Origin of the sequence: Pseudomonas sp. Ag1 (genome assembly GCF_000278565.1) — a bacterium.
Taxonomy (GTDB): Bacteria; Pseudomonadota; Gammaproteobacteria; order Pseudomonadales; family Pseudomonadaceae; genus Aquipseudomonas.
The window spans coordinates 21,187-48,185 of record NZ_AKVH01000069.1 but is presented as its reverse complement, the minus strand read 5'-3'; the positions used below and the strand labels follow the sequence as shown (position 1 = coordinate 48,185).

Here is a 26,999-nt window from a genome sequence, read left to right as displayed (position 1 = left end):
GCTGGGCCGGCATTCCGGGCGTTTGCCAAAAGTGACCCGCTGTAAGAGCGGAACCATAAGCCGCCGTTACCGCAGCAACGGATATGTACACAAACCTCACGCCGGAAACCGCAATGGCAACGCCGGCTTCAGCAACGCCGCCGGATCCCGATAACGCGCCCCAAAGTGGTCCCCCGGCAACCGCGCCCGCCCAGCCCCAAACAACCGCTCCCGCAACGTCTCCCCCTCGTTGTACCGCTCACGAAACCGCCCCCGACGACGCAACTCCGGCACCACCAATTCAATAAAGTCCCGCGCCGTCTCAAACGACAAATACTGCCTCAGGTTAATCCCGTCGATCCCATCCTCATCCAGCCATTTCTCAATCGCGTCCGCCACCACCGTCGGCGTACCCGCGACAAAAAACCGCTCGCGATTAAACCCACCCAGCTGCGCCAGTACCGCCCCAACAGTGGAGTCCGCCTTGTACCGGCTCAAACTCTCCCACCCCTTGACCTGCCGACTCACCAGATCACTGATCAACGTATCCCGCGGATACGCCGTCAAATCAATCGCCGACTGCCCGTGAGCCAGCGACGCCTCGACACTCACCAACTTGCGATAACTGTCGAGCTTGGCACTCACCTCCTCATCCGTCCGCCCAACGATCACCCCCGCCATCACAATAAACTTCAACCCCGCCGGATCGCGATCATGCTCAACTGCCTTCTGCCGCATCGCCTGGATATTCGCCCGCACCGCCGGCGCATCATTACCACCGGTAAACACCACTTCGGCATGCCGCCCGGCAAACTCGATCCCGGCCGGTGACCCCGTAGCCTGAAACAACACCGGCGTACGCTGCCGCGAAGGCTGGCACAAGTGTGGGCCGGCAACCTTGAAGTGCTCCCCCACATGGTTGATATAGCGCACCTTGTCCGGATCGGTGTAGATCCGACGCTCACGGTCGACAATCACCGCGTCATCGTCCCAGGAGCCTTCCCAAAGCTTGTACAGCACGTCGAGGTATTCATCGGCGATCTCGTAGCGGTGATCGTGAACCACCTCAGTGTCGTGCCCGAAGTTGCGCGCCGCATTCGGCAAATACGAGGTGACGATGTTCCAGCCCACCCGCCCCTTGGTCAGGTGATCGAGGGTACTCATGCGCCGCGCAAACGCGAACGGCGGTTCGTAGGTGGTGGAAAAGGTCGCGCCGAAACCCAGGTTCTTGGTCACCCCGGCCATCGCCGGAATCACCAGCAGCGGGTCGTTGCTGGGAATCTGCATGCCCTCACGCAGCGAGGTCTCGGGGCCGTCGCGAAAGCGGTCATAGGTGCCAATCACATCGGCCAGGAACACGCCGTCAAAGGTGCCGTATTCCAGCAACTGCGCCAGCTCGGTCCAATAGTCCAGGTCATTGAAACGGTGCCGGTTGTTGTCCGGGTGCACCCACAAACCATGGACGATGTGGCTGACGCAGTTCATCTCAAACAAATTCACGTGCAGTTGCTTGGGCACCAGGAGCACTCCTTTCGTAGATACGTTTTCCAATACGTCAGATCGCGACATTCAGGTAGAACGGGATCGGCGTGTAGTCGGTTTCAAGGGTCGGGATCGCATCGATCAGCGCGCGGGTATAGGCATGGGCCGGACGGTCGAACACCGCGCGTACCGAGCCGGACTCCACCACTTCACCGGCCTTCATCACCAGCACGCGCTCGCTGACGTGGTTGATCACGCCGAGGTCATGGGAAATGAACAGGCAGGCCAGGCCGAGGCGGCGCTTGAGGTCGTCGAGCAGTTCGAGAATCTGTGCCTGTACCGACACGTCGAGTGCCGACACCGGTTCATCGCAGATCAGGATCTGCGGCTCGGAAGCCAACGCTCGGGCAATCGCGATGCGCTGGCGCTGGCCACCGGAAAGTTCGATCGGCCGGCGCGACAAGGCGCTGGCATCAAGGCGTACCAGTTCCAGCAGTTCCAGGGCACGGTCGCGCCGGGCATGACGCGGTACGCCAGCCACCACCAGCGCTTCGAACAGCACACGCTGCACGGTGTAGCGTGGGTCGAAGGAGCTGAGCGGGTCCTGGAACACCACTTGCACCGCACGCCGGGCTTCGCGTTTTTGCCTGGCGTCGAGGTCGGACCAGCGCTGGCCCTTGATCCACACCTCGCCGGCATCGGCGGTTTCCAGGCCGAGTATCAGGCGGGTCAAGGTGGTCTTGCCGCAACCGGATTCGCCCACCACCCCGAGCGTCTCGCCGCGACGCAGCTGTAGCGACACCTGGTTCAGCACCGTGCGGGTTTTGCCGTCGGGGCCGATAAAGGTTTTGGACAGCTCGCGTGCTTCAAGCAGTATTTCGCCCTGGGGCGCCGGCTCGGGCTCCACCGCCGTGAGCAACCGGCGCGTAGGCTGGAAGTGCACGGCCTTGGCGGCCCGCAGCAGCAGTTGGGTATACGGATGACGCGGGTCTTGCAGGACCTGTTCGGTGCTGCCCTCCTCCACGATCACCCCGTGGCGCATCACGGCCACGCGATCGGCCAGGCGCGAGACCACCGACAGGTCGTGGCTGACCATCAGCAGTGCATTGTCTTCACCGCGCAGGCTCTCCAGCAGGGCGATGACCTGGGCCTGCACCGTGGCATCCAGTGCCGTGGTAGGTTCATCGGCAATGATCAGCCGCGGATTGCAGGCAATCGCCGAGGCGATCAGCGCCCGCTGGCGCAAGCCGCCGGAAAGTTGCCAGGGGTATTGGCTGGCGCGCAGTTCCGGTTCCGGCACACCGACATCCCGCAGCAGTTCCAGCACCCGCAGGCGGCGCGCTTCCAGGCCCAATGCGGTGTGCAGGTGCAACGGTTCTTCGATCTCGGCACCGACGCGGCGCAGCGGGTCCAGCGCGCCCAACGCATCCTGCATCACAAAGCCGATGCTCGCGCCGCGCAGTTGCTGCCAGGCCCGCTCGTTGAGCTGGCGCAGGTCGACGCCCTGGAAGGCCAGCTTGGCAGCCTGGACATGGGCGTCCTTGCCGGTGAGGCCAGCCAGGGTGCGGGCGGTGACGCTTTTGCCGGACCCCGACTCCCCCACCAGCGCGAGGCATTCGCCCCGGTTCAACTGCAGACTGACACCGTGCAACACTGGCTCGGCCTGGCCGAAACGTACTGTGAGGTCGCGGATATCGACCAGCGGGCCGAGGGTATGGATGTTCATCGTCATAGAGGCTTTCCTTCGCTGCGGCGCAAGAGTTCGCGGCCGATGGCACTGATGGAAACAACGGTCAGGGTGATGATCAGGGCGGGCCAGGCCACCAGCCACGGCGCATTGGCCAGGAAGCTGCGCCCGATGGACATCATCCCGCCCCACTCCGGCGCAGGCGGCGGTGCGCCGAAGCCGAGGAAACTCAAGGCGGCACCGGCAGTGATCGCGCCGCCGATGCCGATGGTGGCGAGGATCAACACGGGCTTGAACGCATTGGGCAGGATGTGCCGCAGCACCACCGCCAGCTGCGATTGGCCGAGGGTGACGGCGGATTCGACGTAGCCGGCATTACGTACGCTGAGGGTTTGCGCCCGCACCAGGCGCGCATAACGCGGCACGCCAGCGATGCCTATCGCGAGAATCAGATTGGCCGTGCCCTGACCGAAAAACGTGATGATCACCAGCGCCAGCAACAGGTCGGGAAACGACAGCAACACGTCGATCCCGCGCATCAAGGCGCCGTCCAGCCAGCGCGGCCCAAGGCCTGCGATCAAGCCGAGCAAGGTGCCCCAGGCCAGTCCCAGCGCAGTGGCGGCGAGGCCCATGAACAGCGACGAACGCACGCCATAAATCAATCGGCTGAGCACATCGCGCCCGTTCTCATCAGTGCCCAGCCAATGCACATTGCTCGGCGCCTGGAACGCCATGCGCGCCGACGCCTCCAACGGGTCATACGGGGCCAGCCATTGCGGAACAACGGCGGCCAACAGCAACAGCCCGACAAATACCCCGGCGAGCAACAGACCCGGCCGCAGTTGGGTAAACCCGACAAGACGCAACGGGCGATTGCCGATCAACGTTTCAATGGTTTGCGTCATGCCAGGCTCCTGGTGCTAGGGCGCGGGGTTGGGGATGCGCTGGTGGATGGCCTGGATCTGCGCCTTGATCTCATCGCCAAGAGTCACGTCCAGCGCGCCGAGGTTGTCGCGCAATTGCGCCAGGCTGGTTTGCCCGGTCAGTGCGCTGGTGACGAAGGGTTTGTCGATGATGAAGGCCAGGGCCAGTTGGGCCGGGGTGAGGCCATGTTGCCGGGCTATCTCCACGTAGCCGGTGATGGCCTCCTGGGCCGAGGCACTGTCGTAGCGATTGAAAGTGCGGTACACCGCCGACAGCCGTGAGCCCTCGGGCCGTGCGCCGCCCAGGTACTTGCCGGTGAGCGCACCGAAGGCCAGCGGCGAGTACGCCAGCAGGCCGACGCCTTCGCGATGGGTGAACTCCGAGAGGCCGCCTTCGTACAGGCGGTTAAGCAGGCTGTAGGGGTTTTGCACGCTGGCAATGCGCGGCAGGCCAAGGCGTTCGCTTTGCTTGAGAAACTCGGCGACGCCCCACGGGGTTTCATTGGAAACCCCGATGTGGCGCACCTTGCCGGCCTTGACCTGATCGGCCAGCACCGCCAGGGTTTCCTCGATGGCGACGCTCTGGGTGTCTGCCTGATACGGGTATTCGCGCTGGCCGAAGATGTTGGTGGTGCGGTCGGGCCAGTGCAGTTGGTACAGGTCGAGGTAGTCGGTGTTCAGGCGTTTGAGGCTGCCGTCGAGGGCTTCGACGATGTTGCGCCGGTCGTGGCGGCTGAGGCCGTCGCGGATGTGCTGCTGGCTGCTGGGGTCACGGGCCGGGCCGGCGATTTTGCTCGCCAGGATCACCTCGTCACGTCGACCACTGGCCGCCAGCCACCTGCCGATGTAACGCTCGGTGGTGCGCCAGGTTTCGGCCTTGGTGGGCGTGGGGTACATCTCGGCGGTGTCGATGAAATTGATACCTTCGGCCAGTGCCAGGTCGATCTGTTGATGGGCATCGTTTTCGGTGTTCTGGTGGCCCCAGGTCATGGTGCCGAGGCCCAGTACGCTGACTTGGATGTCGCTGTTGCCCAGTTGGCGGTAACGCATGGGTGATCCTTTTTTCTTCAAGGGTTGATGGCTCATACCGCACTCGCTTCGTCGCGGGCGGCCTGCTGCTCGGCGTCGGCGGCTTGCAGGCTGCGCCAGGCGGCGTTCGGGGTGACGTCATTGAGGTAGTAGTTGCCCAGTGCCCGTTCGCGAAAGATCGCCGGGTTGTGGGAGGCCAGGGTTCGCGCGTTGCGCCAATGCCGGTCGAAGCGACGCGACTCGCTGGTGGCGGAGGCGCCGCCGACTTCGAACAGCAGCGTGGTGGCTTCCAGCACCTGTTCCAGCACGATCTGTTGCGCCTGAAAAGCGCGAATCTCGGCCTCGGTGTAATGCTGTTCGGTTGCGTGCCCGCCCTGCTCCGCCTCGTGCACGTCCTGCAGCACCTCGGCGACGGCCAGCACCTGGGTGCGTGCGGCATAGGCCAGGCTCGACAAGCGGCCAATCACGCGCTGCACCAGCGGGTCATCCTTGGGGCTCGATTGCCCCGGCACACCAAACGCGCGGGTGCGGCCCTTGACGAATTCGGTGGCGTCACGCAGCACGGCGTTGGCGATGCCGGCCAGGGTCGCCAGGTGGAACAGCTGGTAGAAAGCGCTCAGGTAGGACTCGGCGCGCAGTTCGTCTTTCTTGAAGCGCCGCACAATGTGCTGCTCCGGTACGTTCACCGCCTTGAAGCGGGTGGTGCCGCTGCCGGTGAGTCGCTGGCCAAAGCCGTCCCAGTCATCCTCGACGGTGACACCCGGCGCGTCGGTGCGTACCGCCAGGCTGACAAAATCTTCGCCATCCAGGGCCACGGCGGCGATCCAGTTGGCGTACAGCGTGCCGGTGCAGTAGTACTTCTCGCCGTCCAGCTGCCAGCCGGAGTCGACCGCGCTGAGGGTCACCGAGTTGCGGGTGGTGTCGGTGCGCTCGGCCATCGCGGCGCCCCACAACTCGCCGTCGACGACTTTGGCGAACCAGTAATCCTGGGAAGCGCTGTCGCGGCTGGAAAGCCGGCCTTCGACAAAACCAAAATGCGCGCGCACGATCTGCGGCAGGTTTGAATCGGCCTCTCCCAGTTCAATCAACAGGCGAAACAGCTGCGGCAGGCTTGCACCCAGGCCGCCCAAGGCCTGCGGCACACGCAGTGCGCCAAAGCCGGCCTCGCGCAGCCAAGCCACCGCGTCATGGGCCAGCTCGCGTTGCTGCTCGCGGGCGACGGCGGTGTCGGCTATCCGGGCAAATACGTCAGCGAAACGCTGGTGCAAGTCGGCATAACTCACTTCAGCGGGGATCGAAGCACTCATGGTTTTTCCTTCTTCAAAGGCACTCACGCTTGGTTGGCCCGAGGGTCAATCCAGCGGTTGATCAAATCGACGGCCAGGTTCACCAGCACATAGACGGTGGCGGCCAGCAAGGTCACGCCCAGCACCACCGGCACGTCTTTGTTGCTGGTGGCATCGAGCATCAAGCGCCCGATGCCCTGGCGTGCAAACAGCAACTCCACCACCACCGCGCCGCCCAGCAGGCTGGCGAACACGAACCCGGCCAGGGTCACCAACGGCACCAGCGCATGGCGCAAGGCATGACGCAGGCGCACAGCGGTTTCGGACAAGCCACGGGCACGGGCCATGGCAATAAAGGGTTGTTCGAGGGTGTCTTCCAGGGACTGGCGCAGCAGCTGGGTCAGCACTGCCGCCACCGGCAACGCCAGCGCGATCGAGGGCAGGATCAATGAGCGCCAGCCAACGGAACCGGAGGGCGGCAACCAGTGCCAATGAAACGAAAACACCAGCAACAACAGCATCCCGATCACAAACGAAGGTGCTGAAGACAGCACCAGCTCGCTGCCTGAAACGGCTGAACGCACCCAACGCGAACGGTTGGCGGTGAGGATCGCGCACACCAGGGCCAATACCACCGCCAGCAACGCCGCGCTCAGGGACAGTTGAATGGTTGCACCGATCTGCTCGGCAATCGCCTGCTGCACCGGGATGCGCAAGCGATAGGACTCGCCCAGGTCGCCATGGGCCAGGCGCACCAGGTAATTGCCGTATTGCACTATCAGGGGTTGGTCCAGGCCGTACTCGGCACGTACCCGGGCCAGCAGCTCCGGGGTGGGCATCGAATCCGGCCCGCCGAGGATTGCCAGCGCCGTGTCACCGCCGCTGAAATTGACCGCGAGGAACGTCAGCGTCGCCGCGCCCCACAGCACGCCAATGCCCGCCAGCAGGCGCCAGGCGATGGATTTGAACAGGCTCATGGTTGCCCCCGGTCCAGCCAGATGCTGGTGAAGAACGGTACGTTGTGGGAGGTATCGAAAATCACGCCCTGGACCTGCCGGCCATACGCGGTGAGCACCTGGCTTTCCACCGAAGGCACCGCCGGGACGGTTTCGGTCAGGCGCTTTTGCGCCTCGCCATAGAGCGCCTGCAATTGCACCGGGTCGCGGGATTGGCGGGCGGCGCTGAGCACGCGATCCAGTTCGGCATCACGGAAGCGCCCGACGTTCTGGCCGATGATCTTGTCGGTGCTGATGGCCTGGCTGTGATAGAGCACAAACAGGCCATCGGGTGTGTTGGTGTGCCAGTAACCGCCCGCCAGCGCCTGGAACTTCCCGGCGTAGCGTTTCTCGGTCACGCGGGTCAGCGGCAGCATTTCGATGGGCATCTCGAAGCCGACTTTTTTCAGGTCGGCCTGGATGGCCACCGAAACGCTGGCGGGAAACGCCGGGTTGTCATAGGACAGCATCGTTGCATTCAGGCGCTGCCCGTCCTTGGTTCGATAGCCCTGGGCATCGCGCCCGGTCCAGCCGGCCTCGTCCAGCAGCGCATTGGCGGCTTTCACGTCGTAGGCCAGGGCGTCGTTGTTGGGTTGATAAAACCGGGTGTTGGCCGCCAGGAAATCCGCCTTGGCGATGTATTCGCCGAAGCCGGAAATCCACGCCAACCCTTCGCGGTCAATGGCCTTGGCCACTGCGCGACGCACCCGTACATCGTCGAACGGTGGCTGCTCGACGTTGAAGGTCATGCTGCGGCTCGGGTTTCCCTTGCGAATCCGGCTGCGCATCACCAGGTTCGGGTTGGCGCGGATGGCGGCGGCATTCTGGGCCGGTGCATCAAGCGCGAAATCCGACTGGCCGGACTCTAGCGCCGTGAAGCGGATCATGGCTTCGGGGACGTAGCTCAGTTCGATACGGTCCAGGTAGGCCTCGCCCGCGTGGCGCGTCACCGGTGGCGCCCAGTTATAGCCGGGGCGCTTGATGAACACCGCGCCCTGGTCACGGGTGTAGCTCTGCAACGTAAACGGCCCGCTGCCGATGGGGTGCTCGGCGATGGTCTTCGGCGCCTCGCGAATCTGCCTGGGGGAGATCATGCTCAGCCAGGACTGCGCCAGCACATCCAGGAACGGCGTATAGGGTTCGCGCAAATGGGCTTCGAAGGTGTAGTCGTCGATGACCTTGCCATCCAGGTACGGCGCGATATAGGCCGCGGCCAGTGGGGACTTGGTCGCCGGGTCGCGCATGTGTTCCAGGTTGGTTTGCAGCGCCTGGGCATTGAATTTCTCGCCGTCGCTGAAGGTCACGTCGTCGCGCAGGTGAAAGGTGTAGGTCTTGCCGTCGTCGGAGATGTCCCAGGAGCGGGCCAGCCACGGGCTGATATTGCCCTGCTCGTCCTGGTACACCAGGCAATCGAAGAGAATCCGGCCCATCCACTGGATGTTGCCGTTAGACAGTGCATGAACATCGAAACTGCCGGCGTCGGAGGCGGCTGAGACGCGCAAAGTTCCGCCACTGCGCCCCGGTGACGACTCATGAAAGTCCGTCGCCGAATAAGTCACTACACCGTTGGTGACCGTGCCATCAGCCGCAGACGTTTCATGTTTCGGTGCCGCAGCCGGTGAGCAGGCATTGACTGCCAGGCACAGTGAAATAACCGCCGAAAGTTTCAGGATGGTTGTCAATGACACTTCCTTAGAGGAACTCGATGAACACTGAAAGTTTGCAATTACGGGGTGTAATGCAGTGAGCATGCCAGTCTTCAAGAAACGCCATATTGACCACAAAACCAGCGCAAAACCCTTGTAAAACGGGGCGAACACTGCCAAACACTTATATGGTTATACCCGTTATACACCCCGGGATTGTTGGTAGCCTTACACACTGCTTATCAACTGTTGCGTTCGCGACAGCTGCAGCAATCCCAGCCATTAAAGTTGACTGTTGAGAATCAAACACCGATTCAAAACAAAGTATCCCGCAGAACACTTAACCTTAACTAAGCGCCCGTATTCCTTGGCCAATAGTCTTGGCATAGAAACTGCTCAGAGCGAAACAGGCATGACTATTCGAATAGAAAGCTGGGGCTCTTTTATCTATTCACAAGGAACACGCTTAATGGATCCAATCTTTCGGGGAGAGTTGCAAAAGTTGACACTTGCCGTGCGGCAAGCAACTTGGCTGGCGATGGTGGGGCTGGGCTCAGCCCTGGTTTTTTCCGCCAGTGTGCAGGCAGATGATGAGGTCACACCGACGACCGGAACACGGCTAAAGACGGTGACAGTAGAGGCACAAAAAATCACGCCCGTTGAGGCAGCCAAAAGTCAGCTGTCCGAAGTGCCAGGCGGCACCAGCGTGGTCGACAGCGAACAGGTGGCCAAGGGACGCACCGCCACCTTGCAGGACACCCTCGCCTATCAGCCGGGGGTGTTCGTGCAGTCCACCGGCGGCAACGACGCGGCCAAGATCTCCATCCGTGGCTCGGGCGCCAACACCTCGCCGGGGTATTTCCGTGAGGGCATCAAGTTCCTGTTCGACGGCCTGCCGATCACCGGCCCGGGCGGCACACCCTATGAATTCCTCAACGGCTCGGGGGTGAACTACACCGAAATCCTGCGGGGTGCCAACGCCTTCCAGTACGGCGCGCTGAGCCTTGGCGGCGCCATCAACTTCGTCAACCAGACCGGCTACACCGCACCCGGCCTGCGGGTGCGGGCGGAAACCGGGAGCTACGGCTACAACAAGCAAAGCCTGAGCGTCGGCGGCGTCGAGGGTGCGTTCGATTACTACCTGAATGCCGACAACTACCGCAGCGACGGCTACCGCGACTACAGCCTGTCGAAGAGCCAGGGCGTGGTGGCCAACTTTGGCTACCGCTTCAGCCCGCAACTCGAAACCCGGGTGATGCTGCGTTACCGCGACGAGTTCCACAACGACCCGAGCGCCACCACCCTGGATGCGGTCAAGCACCATTCCGACCGTGCCAGTGCCACCGCCGAAAGCAGCGGCGCCGGCAGCCGTCGCCCCGGCAGCGTATGGCTGGGCAGCAAGACCACCTACACCTTTGAGGACGACGCCACCCTGTCGGTGGGTTTCGTCTACTACCAGTACGCCCACAACAACAGCCCGAACAGCCCGAGCAACCCCAGCTACTGGGACTGGCATGACCTGAGCGCGGTGATCAACTACGACCGCCGCGACACCCTGTTCGGCCACGAAAGCCGCTCCAGCCTGGCCTTCACCTCCACCGAGCACCTCAAGGGCCAGGTCGACTCCACCTTCGCCAACAAACAGACGCGCAAGTTCGTCGACTACAGCTCCTCGTTCGATCACGTGTTCTCCGTGGGCAACGACCTGGAACTGGTAGACGGCCTGTGGCTGACCAGTGGCGTCTCGGCGATCAACGTGCGCCGCCATGCCGACGTCAAGGAAGCCCTGGTGGCCAACACCACCACCTACCCGAGCGACGTGACCTACGACAACTGGAGCCTGGCACCGCGAGTGGGCGTGCGTTACGAGTTCAACCCACAACTGCAAGTGTTTGCCAACGTCAGCCGCTCCGTCGACCCACCGGCGTCGTGGGAATACTCCGGCTCCGGGCCGACCACGCCGTACGTACGGCCGCTGGTGGAACAGAAAGCCAATACCGTGGAAGTCGGGATCAAGGGTTCATCGGGCATCTTCGACGGCAGCCTGGCGCTCTACCGCTCGTGGGTGAAAAATGAATTGCTCAACGTACAGATCATCCCGGCCACCTCCACGGCTGCTGCGGTCACCGGTGCATTCAACGCCACGCCGACGATCCACCAAGGGATCGAGGCCGGCTTGAATACACGCCTGTGGGAAAACACCTCGGGTGAAAAAATCACCCTGCGCCAGGTGTACACCTATAACGACTTCTACTACCGCCACGACCCGACCTTCGGCGACAACCAACTGCCGGGGATTCCGAAGCATATCTATCAGGGCGAAGTGCAGTATCAGCACCCGGCGGGCTTCTATACCGGGGTGAATGTGCAATCGGCTTCGCGTACGGCGGTGGACTATGCGAACAGCTTCTATGCGCCCTCCTACACAATCTTCGGGGCGAACGTGGGGTATGAAACGCCGAGCAAGGACTGGAAGGTATCGCTGGATTTGAAGAACCTGACCAATCAGAAATACGTGACGGCGGTGCAGCCGTTGTATGACGCGAAGGGGCAGGATACGGCATCGTTGTATCCAGGGGATGGGATTGGGGCTTATGTGGCGGTGGAAATGCGCTATTGAGTCAGCGCATAACCTTAGCTGTCGATGTTCTTATTCCTCACGCCCGGCGATGGGTAAATTGTTAGCCACGTATCTCATTGAGGAAGTGGCTAATGTCTGAGTCTCGATCCGAGCCTGTGGTGTGGATTGCCGGTGTGGGTGCCGTGGCCGGCCTGGGAGCGGCGCTGGCGCGACGCTTCGCGCGGGAGGGTTTGCAGGTGGCCGTCAGCGGCAGGAGCCCGGACAAGTTGCAGGCTGTGGTCGAGGGCATCCGTGCGCTCGGCGGGGAAGCGGTGGCTATCGTGGCGGACTCGGGAATCGAGTCCGAGGTGATCGCCGCCAGCCAGCAGATCAGCCAGTTGGGCCCCCTCAAGGCCGCGATCTTCAATGTCGGCAACTCCGTCGCAGCGCCCACCCTGGAGTTGAGCGCGCAGTTGTTCGAGCAGACCTGGCGGGCATCGACCCTGGGTGGCTTCCTGTTTGCCCGCGAGGCCACCCGCTTGCTGCTCGCCAGTGGTGGCGGCAGCCTGTTGTTCACCGGGGCTACCGCTTCATTGCGAGGCAAGCCACCGTTCGCCGCCTTTGCTGCCGCGAAGGCGGGACTGCGCTCACTGAGCCAGTCATTTGCCCGCGAGTTCGGGCCACAAAACGTGCACGTCGCCCATGTGGTCATCGATGGCGCCATCGACGGTGAGCGCGTGCAAAGCCGGGCACCGGATTACCTGGCGCGACTGGGGGAAGACGGTGCGCTGAAACTCGAAGACATCGCCGACGCCTATTGGTACCTGCACACCCAACCGCGCAGCGCCTGGACCCAGGAACTGGACCTGCGGCCCTTCAAGGAACCCTTCTGAAAACCGCCTCACGCCTGGAGGATTGTTCATGGGAACTCATCAGACTCATCTCGCCCCGCCATCGGTCATCGGCGAACTCAACTACCTGCTGGACACCGGCGAGCGACCGGTGAACTACACCTTCCCGCAGCCAGACGGCACACCCAAGCGCAACGGCGTGCTGGACCCCACCCAAGTGAGTATTCACAACGCCCGGTTGCTCGACGAACCGGCTTATCTGGATCGCAACGGTTTCGAAAGGATCGACCACACCAGCTCGGTGCCTGACCTGGAAAACGATGATCAGGTCCGTGAACACTACTATCCGGAAACCGAAGCATTGCTCAAGCAACAGACCGGTGCGGTGAAAGTGGTGATCTTCGACCACACCATCCGGGTAGACGAGCACGGACGCGAGGACCGCGGGCTGCGTGAGCCGGTGCGGTACGTGCATAACGACCAGACCGAGCGCTCGGCGATTCGCAGGGTACGTGATCATTTGCCTGCGGATGAGGCTGAACAGCGGCTGCTGGAGCGGTTTGCGATTATTAACGTCTGGCGGCCGATTGGTGCGCCGGTCCTGAGTACCCCACTCGCCCTGTGCGATGCGCAAAGCATGGCCGAGAGCGACTTGCTGCCCAGCGACCTGGTGTATCCGGACAAGGTTGGCGAGACTTTTTCGGTCAAGGCCAATCCCGCACATCGCTGGTATTACTACCCGCAGTTGCGGCCGGATGAAGTGCTGCTGTTGAAGATCCATGACTCGCGTGGCGATGTTGCAAGGCGCAGCGCACATACGGCGTTTGATGACCCGACTACGCCGGTGGATGCACCGCCAAGGAGGAGTATCGAGGTGCGGGCGTTGGTGTTTTTTGGGAATGCAGGGAAATAAAAAAGGCCGCGAGATAAATCTCGCGGCCTTTTTAAATTATATGGTCGGGACGGAGTGATTCGAACACTCGACCCCTAGCACCCCATCTCCTTTTTCATACTTCTTGATAGCTTCCAAAATTTTACTCTGGATTTTTCTAAGCTAGTATTTACTTGAGCTCCAGCGGTGTTCTGCTCTACGAGAGTCCAGSAACGTCCATCAAGAGCCGACGTTTTTGTGGGGGTAAAAGTAGGGGGAGTCCATTTCATGGCCAAAATCACCATCAAAGAACTYGAGTCGCTGACCGCCAATGATGCCGGCCGGATCCTCCGGGAGGATGGCAATCTCGCGGGTCGAATTTCCSTGCGTAAGGACGGYGTGTCGGTCAGCTTTTTCTATCGCTATCGGTGGGGCGACCAGAACAAAGAATACGCCTGCGGGTCCTGGCCACGCAAATCCCTGACAGACATCCGCAAGGCGCGTAATCAGGCCAGGGCGCTCATTGATGAGCAGATCAATCCCAACGAGCAAAAGAAAACCGCCAAGGCACAAGCATACGCAGCAGCTAACGTAGAGGCTGAACTAGTAAAAACGACGAAGGTGAAAACGCTGACCGTCCAGGATCTGGCCAAGGCGTGGCTGTTGGATGGCGTGGCGCGCAAAGATGGCAATGCTGAATTGCAGCGCCGTTTTAACAAGGACCTTTTTCCGGCACTCGGCAAGACCGCGGTGAGCAGCGTCTCCGAACACGATGTTCGGGCACTGATCCGGGCCGTGGTCAACCGCGGCGCTCACCGGCAAGCCATCAGCTTCTTCGCCGACCTCAATCAAATGTTCAGTTGGGCCAGAAAGCGCCAACCTTGGCGGGCGTTACTGGTCGAGGGCGATCCGACGGAACTGGTCGACATCTCCCCCTTGATCCCTGCCGACTACGAAGCGGAAAGAAGCCGCATCCTYTCMCCGGCTGAGCTGTTGGAAYTGCACAACCGCTTCCAGCAAATGACYGCCGATTACGACGCCCTCCCCGCGGGCCAAAAATACGACGGCATTCGWCCGCTAAAGAAGGAAACGCAGCTCGCGCTCTGGATCAGCCTGGGCACGCTGTGCCGGGTTGGTGAGTTGCTGCAGGCTGAATGGAAAAATATCGATCTGGAGCGGCAAACGTGGTTCCTCCCGAGCGAAAACGTCAAAGGCACCCGTGGCAAGAAACAAGACCACCATGTCTTCCTCTCCCCCTTCGCCCTGCATTTCTTTCAGGAACTCAAGACCCTCACGGGACATTCCCAATGGTGCTTTCCGAACAAGCTCGATGATGGGCATGTGGACGTAAAAGTGGTGAGTAAACAGGTCGGCGATCGCCAGGCGCGGTTCAAAAACCGCAAGGCCCTCTCCAGACGGCGTCATGACGATACGCTGGTCCTTGCCGACGGCCAGAACGGTGACTGGACACCGCATGACCTACGCCGTACAGGCGCGACCATGATGCAGGCCTTGGGTATCAGCCTGGACGTCATCGATCGCTGCCAAAACCATGTGCTAGCCGGCTCCCGAGTGAGGCGCCACTACCTGCATCACGACTATGCCGAAGAGAAGAAACGCGCCTGGAACCTGCTGGGCGATCGGCTCGGTGCGGTGTTGTCCTCAACCTACGAGCACACACCGACCGAGTCGATGATGTCTTTTCCAGCCTACACCGCCACTGAATCCTTGCCGCCTTCTTAAGAAGGATTCTTTAGTGCTGAGTCCTCATAGCTTCGTAGACATCTACGAGCGATTTCTTCAGCTCGATTTCAACCCGTCATGATCGGCAGTAATCGGCCGATTCTGTTGAAAAAGTAGCTCCCCTGTCTGGCCTGCGGCAAAATCTCTGCATTGGCCAGCAGGGGAAGCACACAGCATGATGGGACAGTTACGGTACCGCGCCAATACTGGCCTGGATGGTGGAAGAAAAAAACATCGAGCCGCATGTGCCAGTGTGGGACAAAACCGAGCGCAAGAACGACAGCTTCTCGAGTAACGATTTCTACTGGAATGAAGAGGCTGAGGAATACCGCTGCCCGGACGGCAACGCATTGCGTAGCGAATGGCGAGCCTTTAAGAACGAGCGTTCGCACGTAACAAAAGCCAACACCACGATTATGAAAAGCCTCTGAGACTGATTCAACCGCCAGAAAAAGGCCCTTGAAATTGATGTGGTGCAACCCATATTCGAGATCGGTCTGAGAGGAGGGGTGACCTGCCGAGTGCGGCGTCCCACCGATAGACACTGTCCATGAGCATTTGCATGAGCACTCGAGGATTCCCCTGCAAGGATTGAGATTGTATCGTTCGCGATTCGACACCAGACTGCTTTTTTGCACTGCTCAGAGTGGTACCCAAAATCGTATCGGATGTGGAGACGAGTCGTGTCAAAGCTTCATTCTGAAAAGCGTGAGAGCAACTCGACGCTTAAAAATTTCAGGCTTCAGTGGGCACTGATGAGTGCATACGAGCGTTTCGAACAAGTGGTCGTTCTTGCGCTAAGTCTCATCATTGCGTCTGTAATCATAATGGCGTTGCTACGGCTCTGCCGAAGGGTGTTGCCGCTCCTAATTGATGGTGCGCTGGATCCTTTAGACCACAATGTTTTTCAGGCCCTTTTCGGCTCAATGTTCACCGTGCTCATTGCTCTTGAGTTCAAGCACTCAATTGTTCGTCCGGCGCTAAGGCGCGACAGCATCGTTCAAGTTCGGACGGTGCTGTTGATAGCGTTGCTAGCGCTCAGTAGGAAGTTCGTCATTTTGGATTCAGCAACCACACCTGCGCTTACTATTGCCGCGTTAGGCTTCGCTACGTTGGTGCTCGGAGTCGTCTGCTGGCTATTGAGAGAACGTGAGGAGGGACGCAGCGAGGAAATGAGCACTCCCCCTCAAAATCATACCTGAGTGCTCGAGCCCATTCCGGAGCCAACTGTGCTCAGTAGTGACGGATGATATGAGCAAGCGATGACGCCGGCGTACCTCATCCTTTTTAAACTCATTAGGAGGACGGTGGTCAACCGATCACATATCGAAGATGCGCTCAATGGCGTTAAGAGGAACGAATGGAAAACTACCACATTACTAAGGCTGACAAGAACTGGACACTACTCAAGGAAGGGTCGATAGCTGCCGTTGTCGACCGGTTGAATCCACAGCCAAGAGCGGTCATACCCCGTGTAGCAGCTGTCAGGACTGCATAGTCGATCATCCAATTTTGGTCTATGGCAACCACAAACGAGGCCAAGTGCATACTCGTCCTCGCCTCATCCTGCGCTCACGCAAGCGCACGGCGAGTGCCCCATGCTCTCTTCCTCGCACTCTGACTACAGGGTAGCTGGCGCACTCAAAGCATACACCCAAGCAAGGCAGCATTCTGCTGGAGCACCGGCAGGCATTGATCGCGTAATTCCTGAAGGGTCAAACGTGCGGTAAATGTGCTGACACTCATGGCGGCGACCACTTTACCTTGGGCATTTCTCACCGGCACCGCCATTGAACGCATCCCCAGCTCGAGCTCTTCATCGGTAAAAGCAAACCCTTCGATCCGTGCCTGCTCGATCCTGTCCATGATCACTTTCGGGTCGACGATCATGTGAGCCGTGGTCGGTGACGGAGGATTAGTCAGGTAGCGGCGGATTTCTTCGTCGCTCGACCCCGCCAACAAGACCTGCCCCGTTGCCGAGCCATAGGCCGGTAGACGTGCACCAAGGCGTACGCCGGTAGTCACGACTTTTGCCGTCTCGGCACGGGCGATGAATACCGACCAGCCATCTTCGAATACTGCCAAGGAAATCGATTCCCCGAGCGCTTCACGGGCCGACGCCAAATATGGCTGCGCCAGTTGCGGTAACGGCGCTGCATCCAGATACGCCGCACCGAGTCGCAAGAACCGAGGCGTAGGTCTGAAGTGCTTGCCGTCATGGGTCAGATAGCCCAGATCCACCAGAGTAAGCAGGCATCGGCGGGCAGCGGCACGGGTGGTGTCGGTCAGTGCCGCCGCGTCCGATACCGTCAACCGCGAGTGCTCCAAACCGAACACTTCGATGATTGCCAGGCCCTTTGCTAGGCCCGACATACCTTCCGGCGCGCGCACAGCTACGCCATCAGCGGACGTATTTTTCTTGACAACCATAATTGTCCAACGCTCTAATTGTTCGAGAAATGAAACAATGTTCGCTATTCGAACAAAAATAAAACCTCATGTCAACCATGTGCTTGTCGGAAAGAACATTTTTCTGCAGCCATGAGGACCTGATCCGGGAGAAAAAATGAACATCATTACTGATCGAGTACCTGAAAACCCGCTGTGGCCCGATGGATTGACCCGTGTGCCCTACTGGGCTTTTCAGAGCGCTGCTGTGTACAAGGATGAACAGACGCGGCTGTTCCAGGGGCCTCACTGGAATTATCTGTGCCTCGAGGCTGAGATTCCCGAGCCCGGCGACTTTAAGACCAGTTTCATTGGCGAGACCTCGATTGTCGTGACCCGCGACAGCGACGGCGAACTTTACGCCTTCGAGAATCGCTGCGCGCATCGTGGCGCCCTCCTTGCCCTGGAGGACAGTGGTAAAGCCAAAGACTTCACCTGCGTGTATCACGCCTGGAGTTACAACCTGCAAGGCGATCTGACCGGCATCGCTTTCAAAGATGGCATCAAGGGCAATGGCGGCATGGCGCCTTCGTTCTGCATGGAACAACACGGCCCGCGCAAGCTGCGCGTAGCGACTGTCCACGGCCTGGTGTTCGGCAGCTTCAGCGATGACGTGCCCGATATCGAAGAGTACCTGGGCGAGGAAATCCTCAGCCGTATTGAACGCGTTCTCGGCGGACGCAAGCCAGTGGTTCTGGGCCGCTTCACCCAGATGCTGCCCAACAACTGGAAGTTGTACATCGAGAACGTCAAAGACTCGTACCACGCCAGTATCCTGCATCTGTTTTTCACCACCTTCGAGATCAACCGCCTGTCCCAGCGCGGTGCGATCATCGTTGATGAGAGCGGCGGACATCACGTCAGCTACTCGGCCATCGACCGTGAAGCCGAACGTCAGGCCGAGCGCGATGCCTCCTATGCAGAACAAAGCATCCGCTCCGACAGCGCCTATCAGTTGCAGGATCCCTCTTTGCTCGAAGGCTTCAGTGAAGTCGGTGATGACGTCACGCTGCAAATCCTGTCGATCTTCCCCTGCTTCGTACTGCAACAGATCCAGAATTCAGTCGCCGTCCGCCAAGTGCTGCCACGGGGCGTGGAAACGACTCAGCTCAACTGGACCTACCTGGGCTTTGAAGACGACACGCACGAACAACGACTGACGCGTCTGAAGCAGGCCAACCTTGTCGGTCCCGCTGGCTATATCTCCATGGAAGATGGTTGCGTAGGCGGCTTTGTCCAGCGTGGCATCGCTGGCGCCTCCAATCACAGCGCGGTGCTGGAAATGGGCGGGACTGACGCCGAATCGAGTGATAGCCGGATTACCGAAGCGTCTATCCGCGGTTTCTGGAAGGCCTATCGCGCAGCCATGGATCTATGAAGAGGGAATCATTCGTGACACATAATATTTTTGCACTGATCAGCCAGTCACAAGCTCTATATGCCCGCTGCATCGATGAAGGCCCGCTTGAAGCATGGCCGGAGTTTTTCCTGGAGAAGTGCCTGTATACCGTTACCACTGCCGATAACTACCGACAAGGATTGCCCGCCGGCATGATTTGGGCCGACAACCGCGGAATGTTGATTGACCGGGTATCCGCCTTGCGCGACGCCAATATCTACGAGCGGCACAGCTACCGCCATATGCTCAATCAGCCGGTGATCCTGGAATACAGCGGCAACCTGGTGCGCAGCGAGACTGCATTCCTGGTGCTGCGCATCATGCGCGACGGCACGACCGAGAACTTCGTCTCCGGCCGCTATATCGATTGCTACCGGGTCGACGGCGAAACAGCCATGTTGGCTGAACGAACCGTGGTGTGCGACAGCTCACGCATCGACACGCTGCTGGCGCTGCCGCTATGAGGCTGCCGGCATCGCGAATCCTCTTGAGCATCGGCGACCCCAACGGCATCGGCCCGGAAATCGCTGTCAAAGCCGTCGCGGCTCTGCAGAACGAACCCGAGTTGAATCCGGTTATCGTCGGCGATCGGTTTGTCGTCGAAGCCTATGCGCAGGACGTTGGCCTGCGAGTCAAAGAGACTGACGGCACCGCACCGGCAGAAGCGGGAGTGATCCACATGCTGCCCGTACATAGTCTGGCATCCGAGGCTTTCGTGCCTGGGCAAGTGAATGCCTCGGCAGGTGCTGCCACGGTGGATTATTTGTCTGCCGCAGTGATGGGTCTGAGCCTGGGCCGGGCACGCGCCATTGTCGCGTGCCCGCATTCCGAGACGGCGATCAATGCCGCCGGCATCGATTTTTCCGGTTACCCAAACCTGCTGGCCAAACTGGTAGGCGTCGAGTCCGACCGTGTGTTTCTGATGCTGATCGGTGCGGGGATGCGGATCGTCCACGTCACCTTGCACGAGCGCCTGGCCGATTCACTGGCCAGGCTGACGCCCGAGCTGGTGGTGGCCGCAGGTCATGCAGCAGTTTCTGCACTCCACGCGCTGGGCATCAATGCTCCGCGCATTGGCGTCTTCGGCATCAATCCTCATGCGGGTGAAAACGGCCTGTTCGGTCAGGACGATCAGCAGATAACTGTCCCGGCCGTCGAGCGCCTGCGGCAGGCGGGTATCGATGCCCATGGGCCGGTCGGCGCCGATCTGATGCTCGGCCAAAATGGCTTTGACGCCTTTATTGCCATGTATCACGACCAGGGTCACATCCCGATCAAACTGCTGGCCGGGCGTACCGCTTCGGCGTTGTCCATCGGCGCCGGCCTGATCTTTTCCAGCGTGGGTCACGGCTCGGCTTTCGATATCGCCGGTAAAAACCTCGCCGATCCCGAAGCAGTGATCCGCGCGTTGCGCCTGGTAGGTGGTGCGGCTCTTTCCAGCCAGGAGGTTTTGGCATGACGTTCGACGTAACAGTCTCTGGAACGGACATCGTCTTTCCCTGCGAGCCCGACGAGACAGTGCTGGATGCTGCCGAGCGGGCGGGGTTTTCGATCCCCTACTCCTGCCGCAAGGGCGTGTGCTCGACCTGCGAAGGCGGCTTGATCGCCGGGGAATTGCAAGTACGCGGACAAGGGCTCGCACGCGGGCCTGCCACGGGGGTGCTGCTGTGTCAGGCGCGTCCGTGCTCGCCGGTGAAAATCGCCCCCAAACGCATCGTTCAACGCGCGGCGCCGGTACGCAAGGTCATTACCACCAAGGTCCATCGCCTCACCCGCCCCAACGCCGATGTCGTGGTTCTGCACCTACGCTTCCCTTCGGGTGTGCGCGCCAAATTCCAGGCCGGTCAATACCTGAAAGTGTTGATGGAGGATGGCGACAGCCGTAACTACTCCATGGCCAATGCGCCGCATGAGAGCGATGGCGTGCAACTGCATATTCGCCATGTTCCTGGAGGGCGCTTTTCCGAGGGCGTGTTGGCGGGATTGGAAAAAGGCGACACGCTCAACGTCGAGCTGCCCTATGGCGAATTTTCACTGGACGAAGAGGTCGACCATCCGGTCATCCTGCTGGGCACCGGTACGGGCATGGCGCCGCTCAAGTCCATCATCGAAGACCAGATCAAACGCGGTGGCTCAAGACCCATGCACCTGTTCTGGGGGGCACGCAACAGCGACGACCTGTACCTCGGCGACCTACCGGCACTATGGTCCAGGCGCCTGCCCGGGTTCAGCTTCACCCCGGTGCTTTCCGAGCCCGAGCCAGGCTGGTCCGGCCGTACCGGTTGGGTGCACCGCGCAGTTCTCGAGGATTACCCCGACCTGGGTGCCTATCAAGTGTATGCCTGCGGTAATCCGGTCATGACAACCGCGGCGCTCAATGACCTGACTGCCGAAGGCCAGTTGTCGCCTGACGCATTCTTCTGCGACGCATTTGTACCCTCTGGAGAGATCCAACCGCCTTCATAGGCGGTTATTTCTCCGCCTGCGTGTGCACGCAATAAAAACAAAAAAGGCCAAAATGGCCATGAGGAAAAACCATGTTGCCCGAATCAAAGCCCTTGCAGCTTCCGCAGTTCGTGGATGAACGACCCGTAAGTCCGTTTCAGTACTTGGTCATCATCCTGTGCGGCCTTGTCATGTTCCTCGATGGATTCGATACCCAGGCCATTAGTTACATGGCGCCTTATATAGCCAGTGAATGGAACCTGCCCAGGCATATGCTGGGACCGATATTTTCTTCGTCGCTCGCTGGTTTGATGATCGGCTATCTGGTGCTTACCCCACTGTCCGAACGCTTTGGACATAAGAAAGCAATCATCGTCAGCACCATTGTCTTCAGCATTTGCACCTTGGCATCGGTATGGGCCGACAACGTGACCGAGCTGATGATCCTGCGCTTTATCACCGGGGTCGGCCTGGGCGCCGCAGCCCCAAGTGCGATCGCCATGACCGGCGAATACAGCCCCAAACGCTTTCGTGCAACCTTTGTTCTGGCTATTTACTGCGGTTTCTCCCTCGGATTTATCGCGGCGGGCCTGGCGGCGAACTGGTTCATCCCCCACTACGGCTGGCGCTCGATGTTCTGGATCGGAGCCCTGGCGCCGTTGATGCTGGTACCCGTACTGATTCGTTTCCTGCCGGAATCCATGGTGTTCATGATCCATCGCAAGGTGACAGCCGAACGAATCCTGAAAATTTTCCGAAAAATAGACCCAACCATTGCACGACAGGAGAAGCCGACATTCATCGTCGACGCTCTCGAGCAAGGGCAAGGGCAACGTGGAGCACTCGCCAGTCTGTTCACCCGTGATCGGGTATTGGGCACCGTACTGTTATGGCTGGTGTTCGCGATTAACCTGGGTGAGTTCTACGCCTTGCAAAGCTGGTTGCCATCGATCATGACGGGGCTCAACTACCCAATGAGCACCGTGGTGATGGCTACCACACTGACCACCGTGGGCGGTATCGCGGCTGCGTTCATTACCGGCCCCTCCATGGACCGGTTGGGCGCCTACAAAACCCTGGGCATTCTTTATCTCGTCGGATTCGTGTGCGTGGCATTGACCGGTCTGGCGTTCAAAAGCCCGCTGTGGATGCTGTTGACCGCCAACTTCCTCGCAGGCTGCTGCATCAGCGGCGGGCAAAAAAGCCTCATCGCCCTGGCGGCGGTTTTCTACCCGGCGCCGATACGTTCGACCGGAGTCGGTTGGGCATTGGGCATCGGGCGGATCGGCGGGATTACTGGCCCCATCGTGGTCGGCGCAGCCTTGGGTATGGGCTGGTCACCCTCGGCGGTTTTCTATGCCATGGCCGTGCCGATGTTGATCGCCGGGTTACTCGTCCTGTTTCTCGGTCGACGATACGGCAGCAGCACGCTTTAAAACACGAGCGGTACTACTCGACAACTTCAATGAAAGCTCACCAAGGGATGAATAAGGATTTACGTCCCTTGAAATCAACCCACTCTTTATTCAACGCAAACGCAGAGCGCTTCTTTCCAAAGCAGCGAAACGTTTAAACCGGAACAACATCGACGCGAATTCAACTTCATGTTGAGGCATCCCCGCGCGTGTCTACCTGCCCTACGAACAATAAAAACAGGAGTCATCTGATGTCCAGCACAACACTGAAGCGTTACTCGTTCCACCTGCCGATCATTATGGCCCTCGGCCAAACGGTCCTGTCGACCGCTCAGGCCCAAGAGATTCAGTCCACGCCTCCCTCGCCCCTTGAGGTATCCCGCCCTTTGCGTCCGGGACCTGCGCGCTGGGTGGAGGATTATCGCTTTCTCGATAACCCGGCAAAACGCACGGACCCGTTCGATGCATTACGTTTTCAGCGCCTGTCGGACTCTGCCTGGCTGCAGACCGGAGCGGAACTGCGTTATCGCGCCGATGCGGCGGACCAACCGGTGTTCGGCCTGCGCGGAGTAAAGGACGACTCTTATTTAATGCAACGTGCGCAAGTACATGTCGACCTGCACTTATTCGACGACAGCCTGCGCACCTTTATCCAATTACAAAATACTCGGACATGGGGTAAGGACTTGCCCAGTCCTTCCGATCAGAGCCGTAATGAAATACAACAGGCCTTTATCGACGGCAATCTTCATTACCAGAGCGGCACATTGACAACGCGGGTCGGTCGGCAGGAGATGGCTTACGGTAATCAGGTACTGGTGACCTATCGCGAAATCCCCAACATACGGCAGTCGTTTGATGGTGTGCGCCTGAGCTGGATTGCTAAGGATGGTTACAAGCTGGACGCGTTCGCCACCAGACCCGTGGTTAGCAGAGACAATGGCTCGTTCAACGACACAAGCAATCATCAGCAAAAGTTCTACGGGCTCTATGGCACCCTGCCCCTGTCCAGCGTATTGAAAGCCGATCTGTACGCCTTTGGCCTGGAAACAGAGCAGCGCAAGCTCGACGGTTTTACCGGAGAGGACAATCGCTACACCTTCGGCACGCGATTGTTCGGCACATGGAATAAATTCGACTGGAGCTGGGATCTGATGAAGCAGGTGGGCCATATGGCCAGCGCCGACATCAACGCCTGGGCGGTTTCCAGCGATAGCGGTTATACCTTTGCGGGTCCCTGGAAAGCGCGTCTGGGTTTGCGTGTCGATGCCGCGAGCGGTGATAAGGATGGCGATCACAAGGCTGGTACTTTCGATCCATTGTTTCCCAAGAACGCCTTCTACGGTCAGGCCAGCCTGACAACGTTGTCGAACATCATTCTGGTAGGCCCGACACTCAGGTTCTCTCCCTTCAACAAGTTCCGTTTCGAACCGGGCGTATTTGCTGCCTGGCGAGAAAGCAACGATGACGGCGTCTATTTGCCAGGCATGACCACAGTCCCCGGAACAACCACCAGCAGCGGAAAACGCTTGGGCACCCTGTATCAGGCCAACGCCAATTGGACGCCGACCGCTAACGTTTCCGTTGACCTCGACTATTTGTTCTACGACATCGGTTCGGCGATCAAAAGCGCCGGCGGCAACAACTCGCAAATACTGGTGCTGCGCTCCACGTTTCGCTTTTAGGCATCAAGAACATCCGGCAGGAACGCTGCTCGGCAATTCATTAAATTTGCCGTCGACAAAGACGTTGACTGTGCGCACCAGATTGATATCGGTGAATCGTCGAGGCTTTCCGACAGTAAGGTGCTTTGGCCTCGATATTCACCTTGAATACAAGTGTTTTAATGCATCACCCTAAAATCCATCTGATACGGTGTTTTTTCGATCACCTGAGCCTTTTTCGTCAACCAACAGTCTATAAAGTGCATGCCCGATGTTCTTTCAAACAACAAAAAGCAGCCAACTAGTTTTGGCTCTTGGGCGCACTGACGCGCTCAAGAATTTAGACCATCCCAGGATCAACAATAGAACCCTGTTTATCAGAAAGAAACGGGACAAATAACTATTCACTTGATTTGGAGATGACCGCTGTGCGAAAGCTTGGCTTGGGCTTCCTGGTAACTGGCATTTTGGGGCAACTATCAGCACTACTATGGACCTACATGTCTACAGGACCCATTTGTCAAAATAACGTCGACAATTCGTACATCCAGCAAAAAGTGACAAAGTTCGAACAACTCATCGATGACACCGCTAATAAAGTTGTGACAGAGCTCAGTACAAAACATTCCGACGGGCTCACGTCCCTTGCGAAAAACGGGTCCCACCTACCCGATTCAACGGAGGCTGACGCCGTACAGTTTTTGGTCGAAAAGCCAGACGAAACTCCAGTACTTACGCTGCCTTCATTGCCCGCACAGGCACACAAATGGACGATTATTCTCAGCGGTCTGATCACTGTTACCGGCCTGCTCTTGGCCGTATTCGCCCGCAAAAAAACCATTGATCCGCAATGGCACGTCTTTCGCACCGTGCCAGGCTCGCTAATCACGCTGGAACGCCCGTGTTTGACGTGCGGCGGCTTCATTTCCCATACTGCAAAACCCGCTTCAGTCACGCCTTCATCCGGCTTATGGGTGATCGAAATAGCGTTGAACACACCCAACCGTCATCGCGCCACAAAAGCCATCAAGCAGCTGGAGTTGCCGGTAGCGCGTAAAGAAAACAACTTTGTCGTCATCGGCCCGTATAAACAGAAGCAGGACGCGGCTCGAGTCGTGAAAGAGTTGAGTGAAAGTCATGGCGTTAGAGGATGGATGATGGCGGGAAATTGACATAGCCCGATTTAGCGCTGCACCAACCTCAACCAAACGGCTACTTATTTTGTGACACAAGAGAGCATTCATGATTGCAAAAGAGCTTAGAGCCGAACTCGCCCTGAAAAAGTTCCTGGCCGCCAACTTATGGATCCAACTTGAACTCAGCGAGCTGAACTACAACCTCGCTGAAAACTGCGGGCTTTCGCCAGAAGAATATCGCCTGAAATTTCTGCAAGAAGCATTTGAAGCAGAAGCAGACGCTCACGACTGCGATTGCTGGGACTTCATTCTGCAGTGGGTGGCTGACACTAAGGAAGAGCTTGAGTTGATGCGTGAAGAACGCATGAAAGAGATTTATGATTTTCTGGACGATTAGTAGACCCTACAACTTTCGTAGCCTATACAAGCCGCCAGTTTCAAGATGAAAGACTAACTTCATAGGCGGGAGGGTTGCCCAATACCCCCCGCCCTCCTCTCGGTTCAAACCGCCGCATAGCAATCCACTACACGCCGATACTGGCTGGGAGAAGCTCCGATGTGTTGACGGAAAAACCGGGTGAAATGACCTTGCTCGGAGAACCCGAGGTTCTCCGACAACAGGCCCAACGTTCCACTGCGCTCACTCTCCAGCCAGGCAAAAGCCCGGCGCATACGCGCGTCGTTAAGCAGCAGGGTCGGCGTCATCCCGGTATCTTTCTTGAACAGCGCAAAGAAGTGCGCCCGCGACAGACCACAAGCCCGCGCGGCGTTGTCGATCGGGTTCGGATCATCGAGGTGCTCAAGCAACCAGGCGGTGCCACGGCGCACGCGCGCGTCCCGGAACTCACCTGAGTTCGGCGCACCCAGTAGCGACAAATGCCGCCAACTGGAAAAGTCCTCGATCAGTTCGATCAGGAAGTCGAACAGCATGAATTCCATGCGCTCTTTCGGCACGATCCCGCAGCCATGCGCTTCGGCGACCAGGATGTCGGCCAAGGTGCGATTACGACTCGACAGCTCGATACACGGCTGGGCAAAAAAGTCCGGTCGACCGCTGAGCGCCAGCGACTGCTGGGCAGTGGCCAGCCAGGCGGGCTCGATGTAGAGCGCCAGGATTACGGTGGCACCGGCACCCGGCTGCGGATCGTAGAAATGCGGCTCCCAGGCGTTGACCAGCACCGCCGTGCGATCGCTGAGCGGAACCCGCCGACCGTTGACGTTGAAGTAAGTGTCTTCGCCAGACACTTTGACCAGCACATGGCATTCGGAATGGGTGTGGGTGACCAGCGAACGATCCATATTCAGCAAGGCGACCCGGCCAAACCTGCCGTGGAAAACCCGTTGGGCAATCGACATCAGATTCCTCCGCTCGCTAGAAGCGATATTGTTTTCGGCCACAATGCAGGATTATCGCGGCGTCTATGTGTTTCTGGACCCCGG

General features: G+C 59.3%; 22 protein-coding genes and 1 pseudogene. 14 read left to right on the top strand and 9 right to left on the bottom strand.

Annotation, left to right across the window (positions count from 1 at the left end; genetic code table 11):
- Window positions 1-96 precede the first annotated feature (96 nt).
- Genes A462_RS27610 through A462_RS27640 form a run of 7 tightly spaced genes read right to left on the bottom strand, consistent with a single transcriptional unit; the run spans window position 97 to window position 9,069 of the window.
- Window positions 97-1,497, bottom strand: a complete 1,401-nt coding sequence (locus A462_RS27610; RefSeq protein ID WP_008431781.1) for an LLM class flavin-dependent oxidoreductase — start codon at window positions 1,495-1,497, stop codon at window positions 97-99.
- A 37-nt stretch (window positions 1,498-1,534) separates the two neighbouring features.
- Window positions 1,535-3,193, bottom strand: a complete 1,659-nt coding sequence (locus A462_RS27615; protein WP_008431779.1) for a dipeptide ABC transporter ATP-binding protein — start codon at window positions 3,191-3,193, stop codon at window positions 1,535-1,537.
- The gene (locus A462_RS27620; protein WP_003219920.1) at window positions 3,190-4,053 is read right to left on the bottom strand and encodes an ABC transporter permease; all 864 of its coding nucleotides are present in this window, start codon (window positions 4,051-4,053) and stop codon (window positions 3,190-3,192) included. Before A462_RS27620 ends, A462_RS27615 begins: the two co-directional genes overlap by 4 nt.
- A 15-nt stretch (window positions 4,054-4,068) precedes the next feature.
- The gene (locus tag A462_RS27625) at window positions 4,069-5,121 is read right to left on the bottom strand and encodes an NADP(H)-dependent aldo-keto reductase (RefSeq protein ID WP_008431776.1); all 1,053 of its coding nucleotides are present in this window, start codon (window positions 5,119-5,121) and stop codon (window positions 4,069-4,071) included.
- 32 nt (window positions 5,122-5,153) lie between these two features.
- Window positions 5,154-6,407: an acyl-CoA dehydrogenase family protein gene (locus tag A462_RS27630; RefSeq protein WP_003219924.1), complete on the bottom strand. Its 1,254-nt coding sequence runs from the start codon at window positions 6,405-6,407 to the stop codon at window positions 5,154-5,156.
- A gap of 23 nt (window positions 6,408-6,430) precedes the next feature.
- Window positions 6,431-7,363, bottom strand: a complete 933-nt coding sequence (locus tag A462_RS27635; protein WP_008431773.1) for an ABC transporter permease — start codon at window positions 7,361-7,363, stop codon at window positions 6,431-6,433.
- The gene (locus A462_RS27640; RefSeq protein WP_443200822.1) at window positions 7,360-9,069 is read right to left on the bottom strand and encodes an ABC transporter substrate-binding protein; all 1,710 of its coding nucleotides are present in this window, start codon (window positions 9,067-9,069) and stop codon (window positions 7,360-7,362) included. Before A462_RS27640 ends, A462_RS27635 begins: the two co-directional genes overlap by 4 nt.
- A gap of 427 nt (window positions 9,070-9,496) precedes the next feature.
- On the opposite strand from A462_RS27640, the gene A462_RS27645 reads away from it, so the two are divergent.
- The 6 genes and pseudogenes from A462_RS27645 (at window position 9,497) to A462_RS27670 (ending at window position 16,254) form a co-directional block, all read left to right on the top strand.
- A complete protein-coding gene (locus A462_RS27645) occupies window positions 9,497-11,647 on the top strand; it encodes a TonB-dependent receptor family protein (protein ID WP_008431769.1) in 2,151 nt (716 codons plus the stop codon).
- A gap of 92 nt (window positions 11,648-11,739) precedes the next feature.
- The gene (locus tag A462_RS27650; protein WP_008431768.1) at window positions 11,740-12,480 is read left to right on the top strand and encodes an SDR family NAD(P)-dependent oxidoreductase; all 741 of its coding nucleotides are present in this window, start codon (window positions 11,740-11,742) and stop codon (window positions 12,478-12,480) included.
- Window positions 12,481-12,508: 28 nt separating this feature from the next.
- Entirely contained in the window at window positions 12,509-13,351 is an 843-nt protein-coding gene (locus A462_RS27655) for a CmcJ/NvfI family oxidoreductase (protein WP_008431766.1), read from the top strand.
- Window positions 13,352-13,597: 246 nt separating this feature from the next.
- Window positions 13,598-15,052 (top strand): tyrosine-type recombinase/integrase, encoded by a 1,455-nt coding sequence (locus A462_RS27660; protein ID WP_008431764.1) that lies wholly within the window; start codon window positions 13,598-13,600, stop codon window positions 15,050-15,052.
- A 185-nt stretch (window positions 15,053-15,237) separates the two neighbouring features.
- A pseudogene (locus A462_RS27665) lies at window positions 15,238-15,477 on the top strand (IS5/IS1182 family transposase); the annotation flags it as partial.
- 243 nt (window positions 15,478-15,720) lie between these two features.
- On the top strand, window positions 15,721-16,254 hold the full coding sequence (locus tag A462_RS27670; RefSeq protein ID WP_050550297.1) for a phosphate-starvation-inducible PsiE family protein: 534 nt from the start codon (window positions 15,721-15,723) through the stop codon (window positions 16,252-16,254).
- A gap of 439 nt (window positions 16,255-16,693) precedes the next feature.
- On the opposite strand, the gene A462_RS27675 is transcribed toward A462_RS27670, so the two are convergent.
- Window positions 16,694-17,425, bottom strand: a complete 732-nt coding sequence (locus tag A462_RS27675; RefSeq protein WP_032898827.1) for an IclR family transcriptional regulator domain-containing protein — start codon at window positions 17,423-17,425, stop codon at window positions 16,694-16,696.
- A 193-nt stretch (window positions 17,426-17,618) separates the two neighbouring features.
- Between A462_RS27675 and A462_RS27680 the strand changes: the two genes are divergently transcribed.
- The 8 genes from A462_RS27680 to A462_RS27715 all read left to right on the top strand — a co-directional run bounded on the left by A462_RS27680 (window position 17,619) and on the right by A462_RS27715 (window position 25,956).
- Window positions 17,619-18,878: an aromatic ring-hydroxylating dioxygenase subunit alpha gene (locus A462_RS27680; protein WP_008431757.1), complete on the top strand. Its 1,260-nt coding sequence runs from the start codon at window positions 17,619-17,621 to the stop codon at window positions 18,876-18,878.
- A gap of 14 nt (window positions 18,879-18,892) precedes the next feature.
- Window positions 18,893-19,363, top strand: a complete 471-nt coding sequence (locus A462_RS27685) for an aromatic-ring-hydroxylating dioxygenase subunit beta (protein WP_032898825.1) — start codon at window positions 18,893-18,895, stop codon at window positions 19,361-19,363.
- 23 nt (window positions 19,364-19,386) lie between these two features.
- Window positions 19,387-20,358 carry a PdxA family dehydrogenase gene (locus A462_RS27690; RefSeq protein WP_238544208.1) on the top strand — a complete coding sequence of 324 codons (972 nt, stop codon included), beginning with the start codon at window positions 19,387-19,389 and terminating at the stop codon, window positions 20,356-20,358.
- Window positions 20,355-21,365 carry a 2Fe-2S iron-sulfur cluster-binding protein gene (locus A462_RS27695; protein ID WP_008431749.1) on the top strand — a complete coding sequence of 337 codons (1,011 nt, stop codon included), beginning with the start codon at window positions 20,355-20,357 and terminating at the stop codon, window positions 21,363-21,365. The genes A462_RS27690 and A462_RS27695 overlap by 4 nt, the downstream gene beginning before the upstream one ends.
- A 71-nt stretch (window positions 21,366-21,436) precedes the next feature.
- Window positions 21,437-22,780, top strand: a complete 1,344-nt coding sequence (locus A462_RS27700) for an MFS transporter (protein WP_008431747.1) — start codon at window positions 21,437-21,439, stop codon at window positions 22,778-22,780.
- A 230-nt stretch (window positions 22,781-23,010) separates the two neighbouring features.
- Window positions 23,011-24,444 (top strand): alginate export family protein, encoded by a 1,434-nt coding sequence (locus A462_RS27705; RefSeq protein ID WP_008431745.1) that lies wholly within the window; start codon window positions 23,011-23,013, stop codon window positions 24,442-24,444.
- Window positions 24,445-24,923: 479 nt separating this feature from the next.
- On the top strand, window positions 24,924-25,595 hold the full coding sequence (locus A462_RS27710; protein WP_238544207.1) for an SPOR domain-containing protein: 672 nt from the start codon (window positions 24,924-24,926) through the stop codon (window positions 25,593-25,595).
- Window positions 25,596-25,665: 70 nt separating this feature from the next.
- Window positions 25,666-25,956, top strand: a complete 291-nt coding sequence (locus tag A462_RS27715) for a DUF6388 family protein (protein WP_008431741.1) — start codon at window positions 25,666-25,668, stop codon at window positions 25,954-25,956.
- 104 nt (window positions 25,957-26,060) lie between these two features.
- Here the strand turns inward: A462_RS27715 and A462_RS27720 are convergent, their stop codons facing one another.
- Window positions 26,061-26,915 carry a helix-turn-helix transcriptional regulator gene (locus A462_RS27720; RefSeq protein ID WP_008431739.1) on the bottom strand — a complete coding sequence of 285 codons (855 nt, stop codon included), beginning with the start codon at window positions 26,913-26,915 and terminating at the stop codon, window positions 26,061-26,063.
- Between the last annotated feature and the right edge of the window lie 84 nt (window positions 26,916-26,999).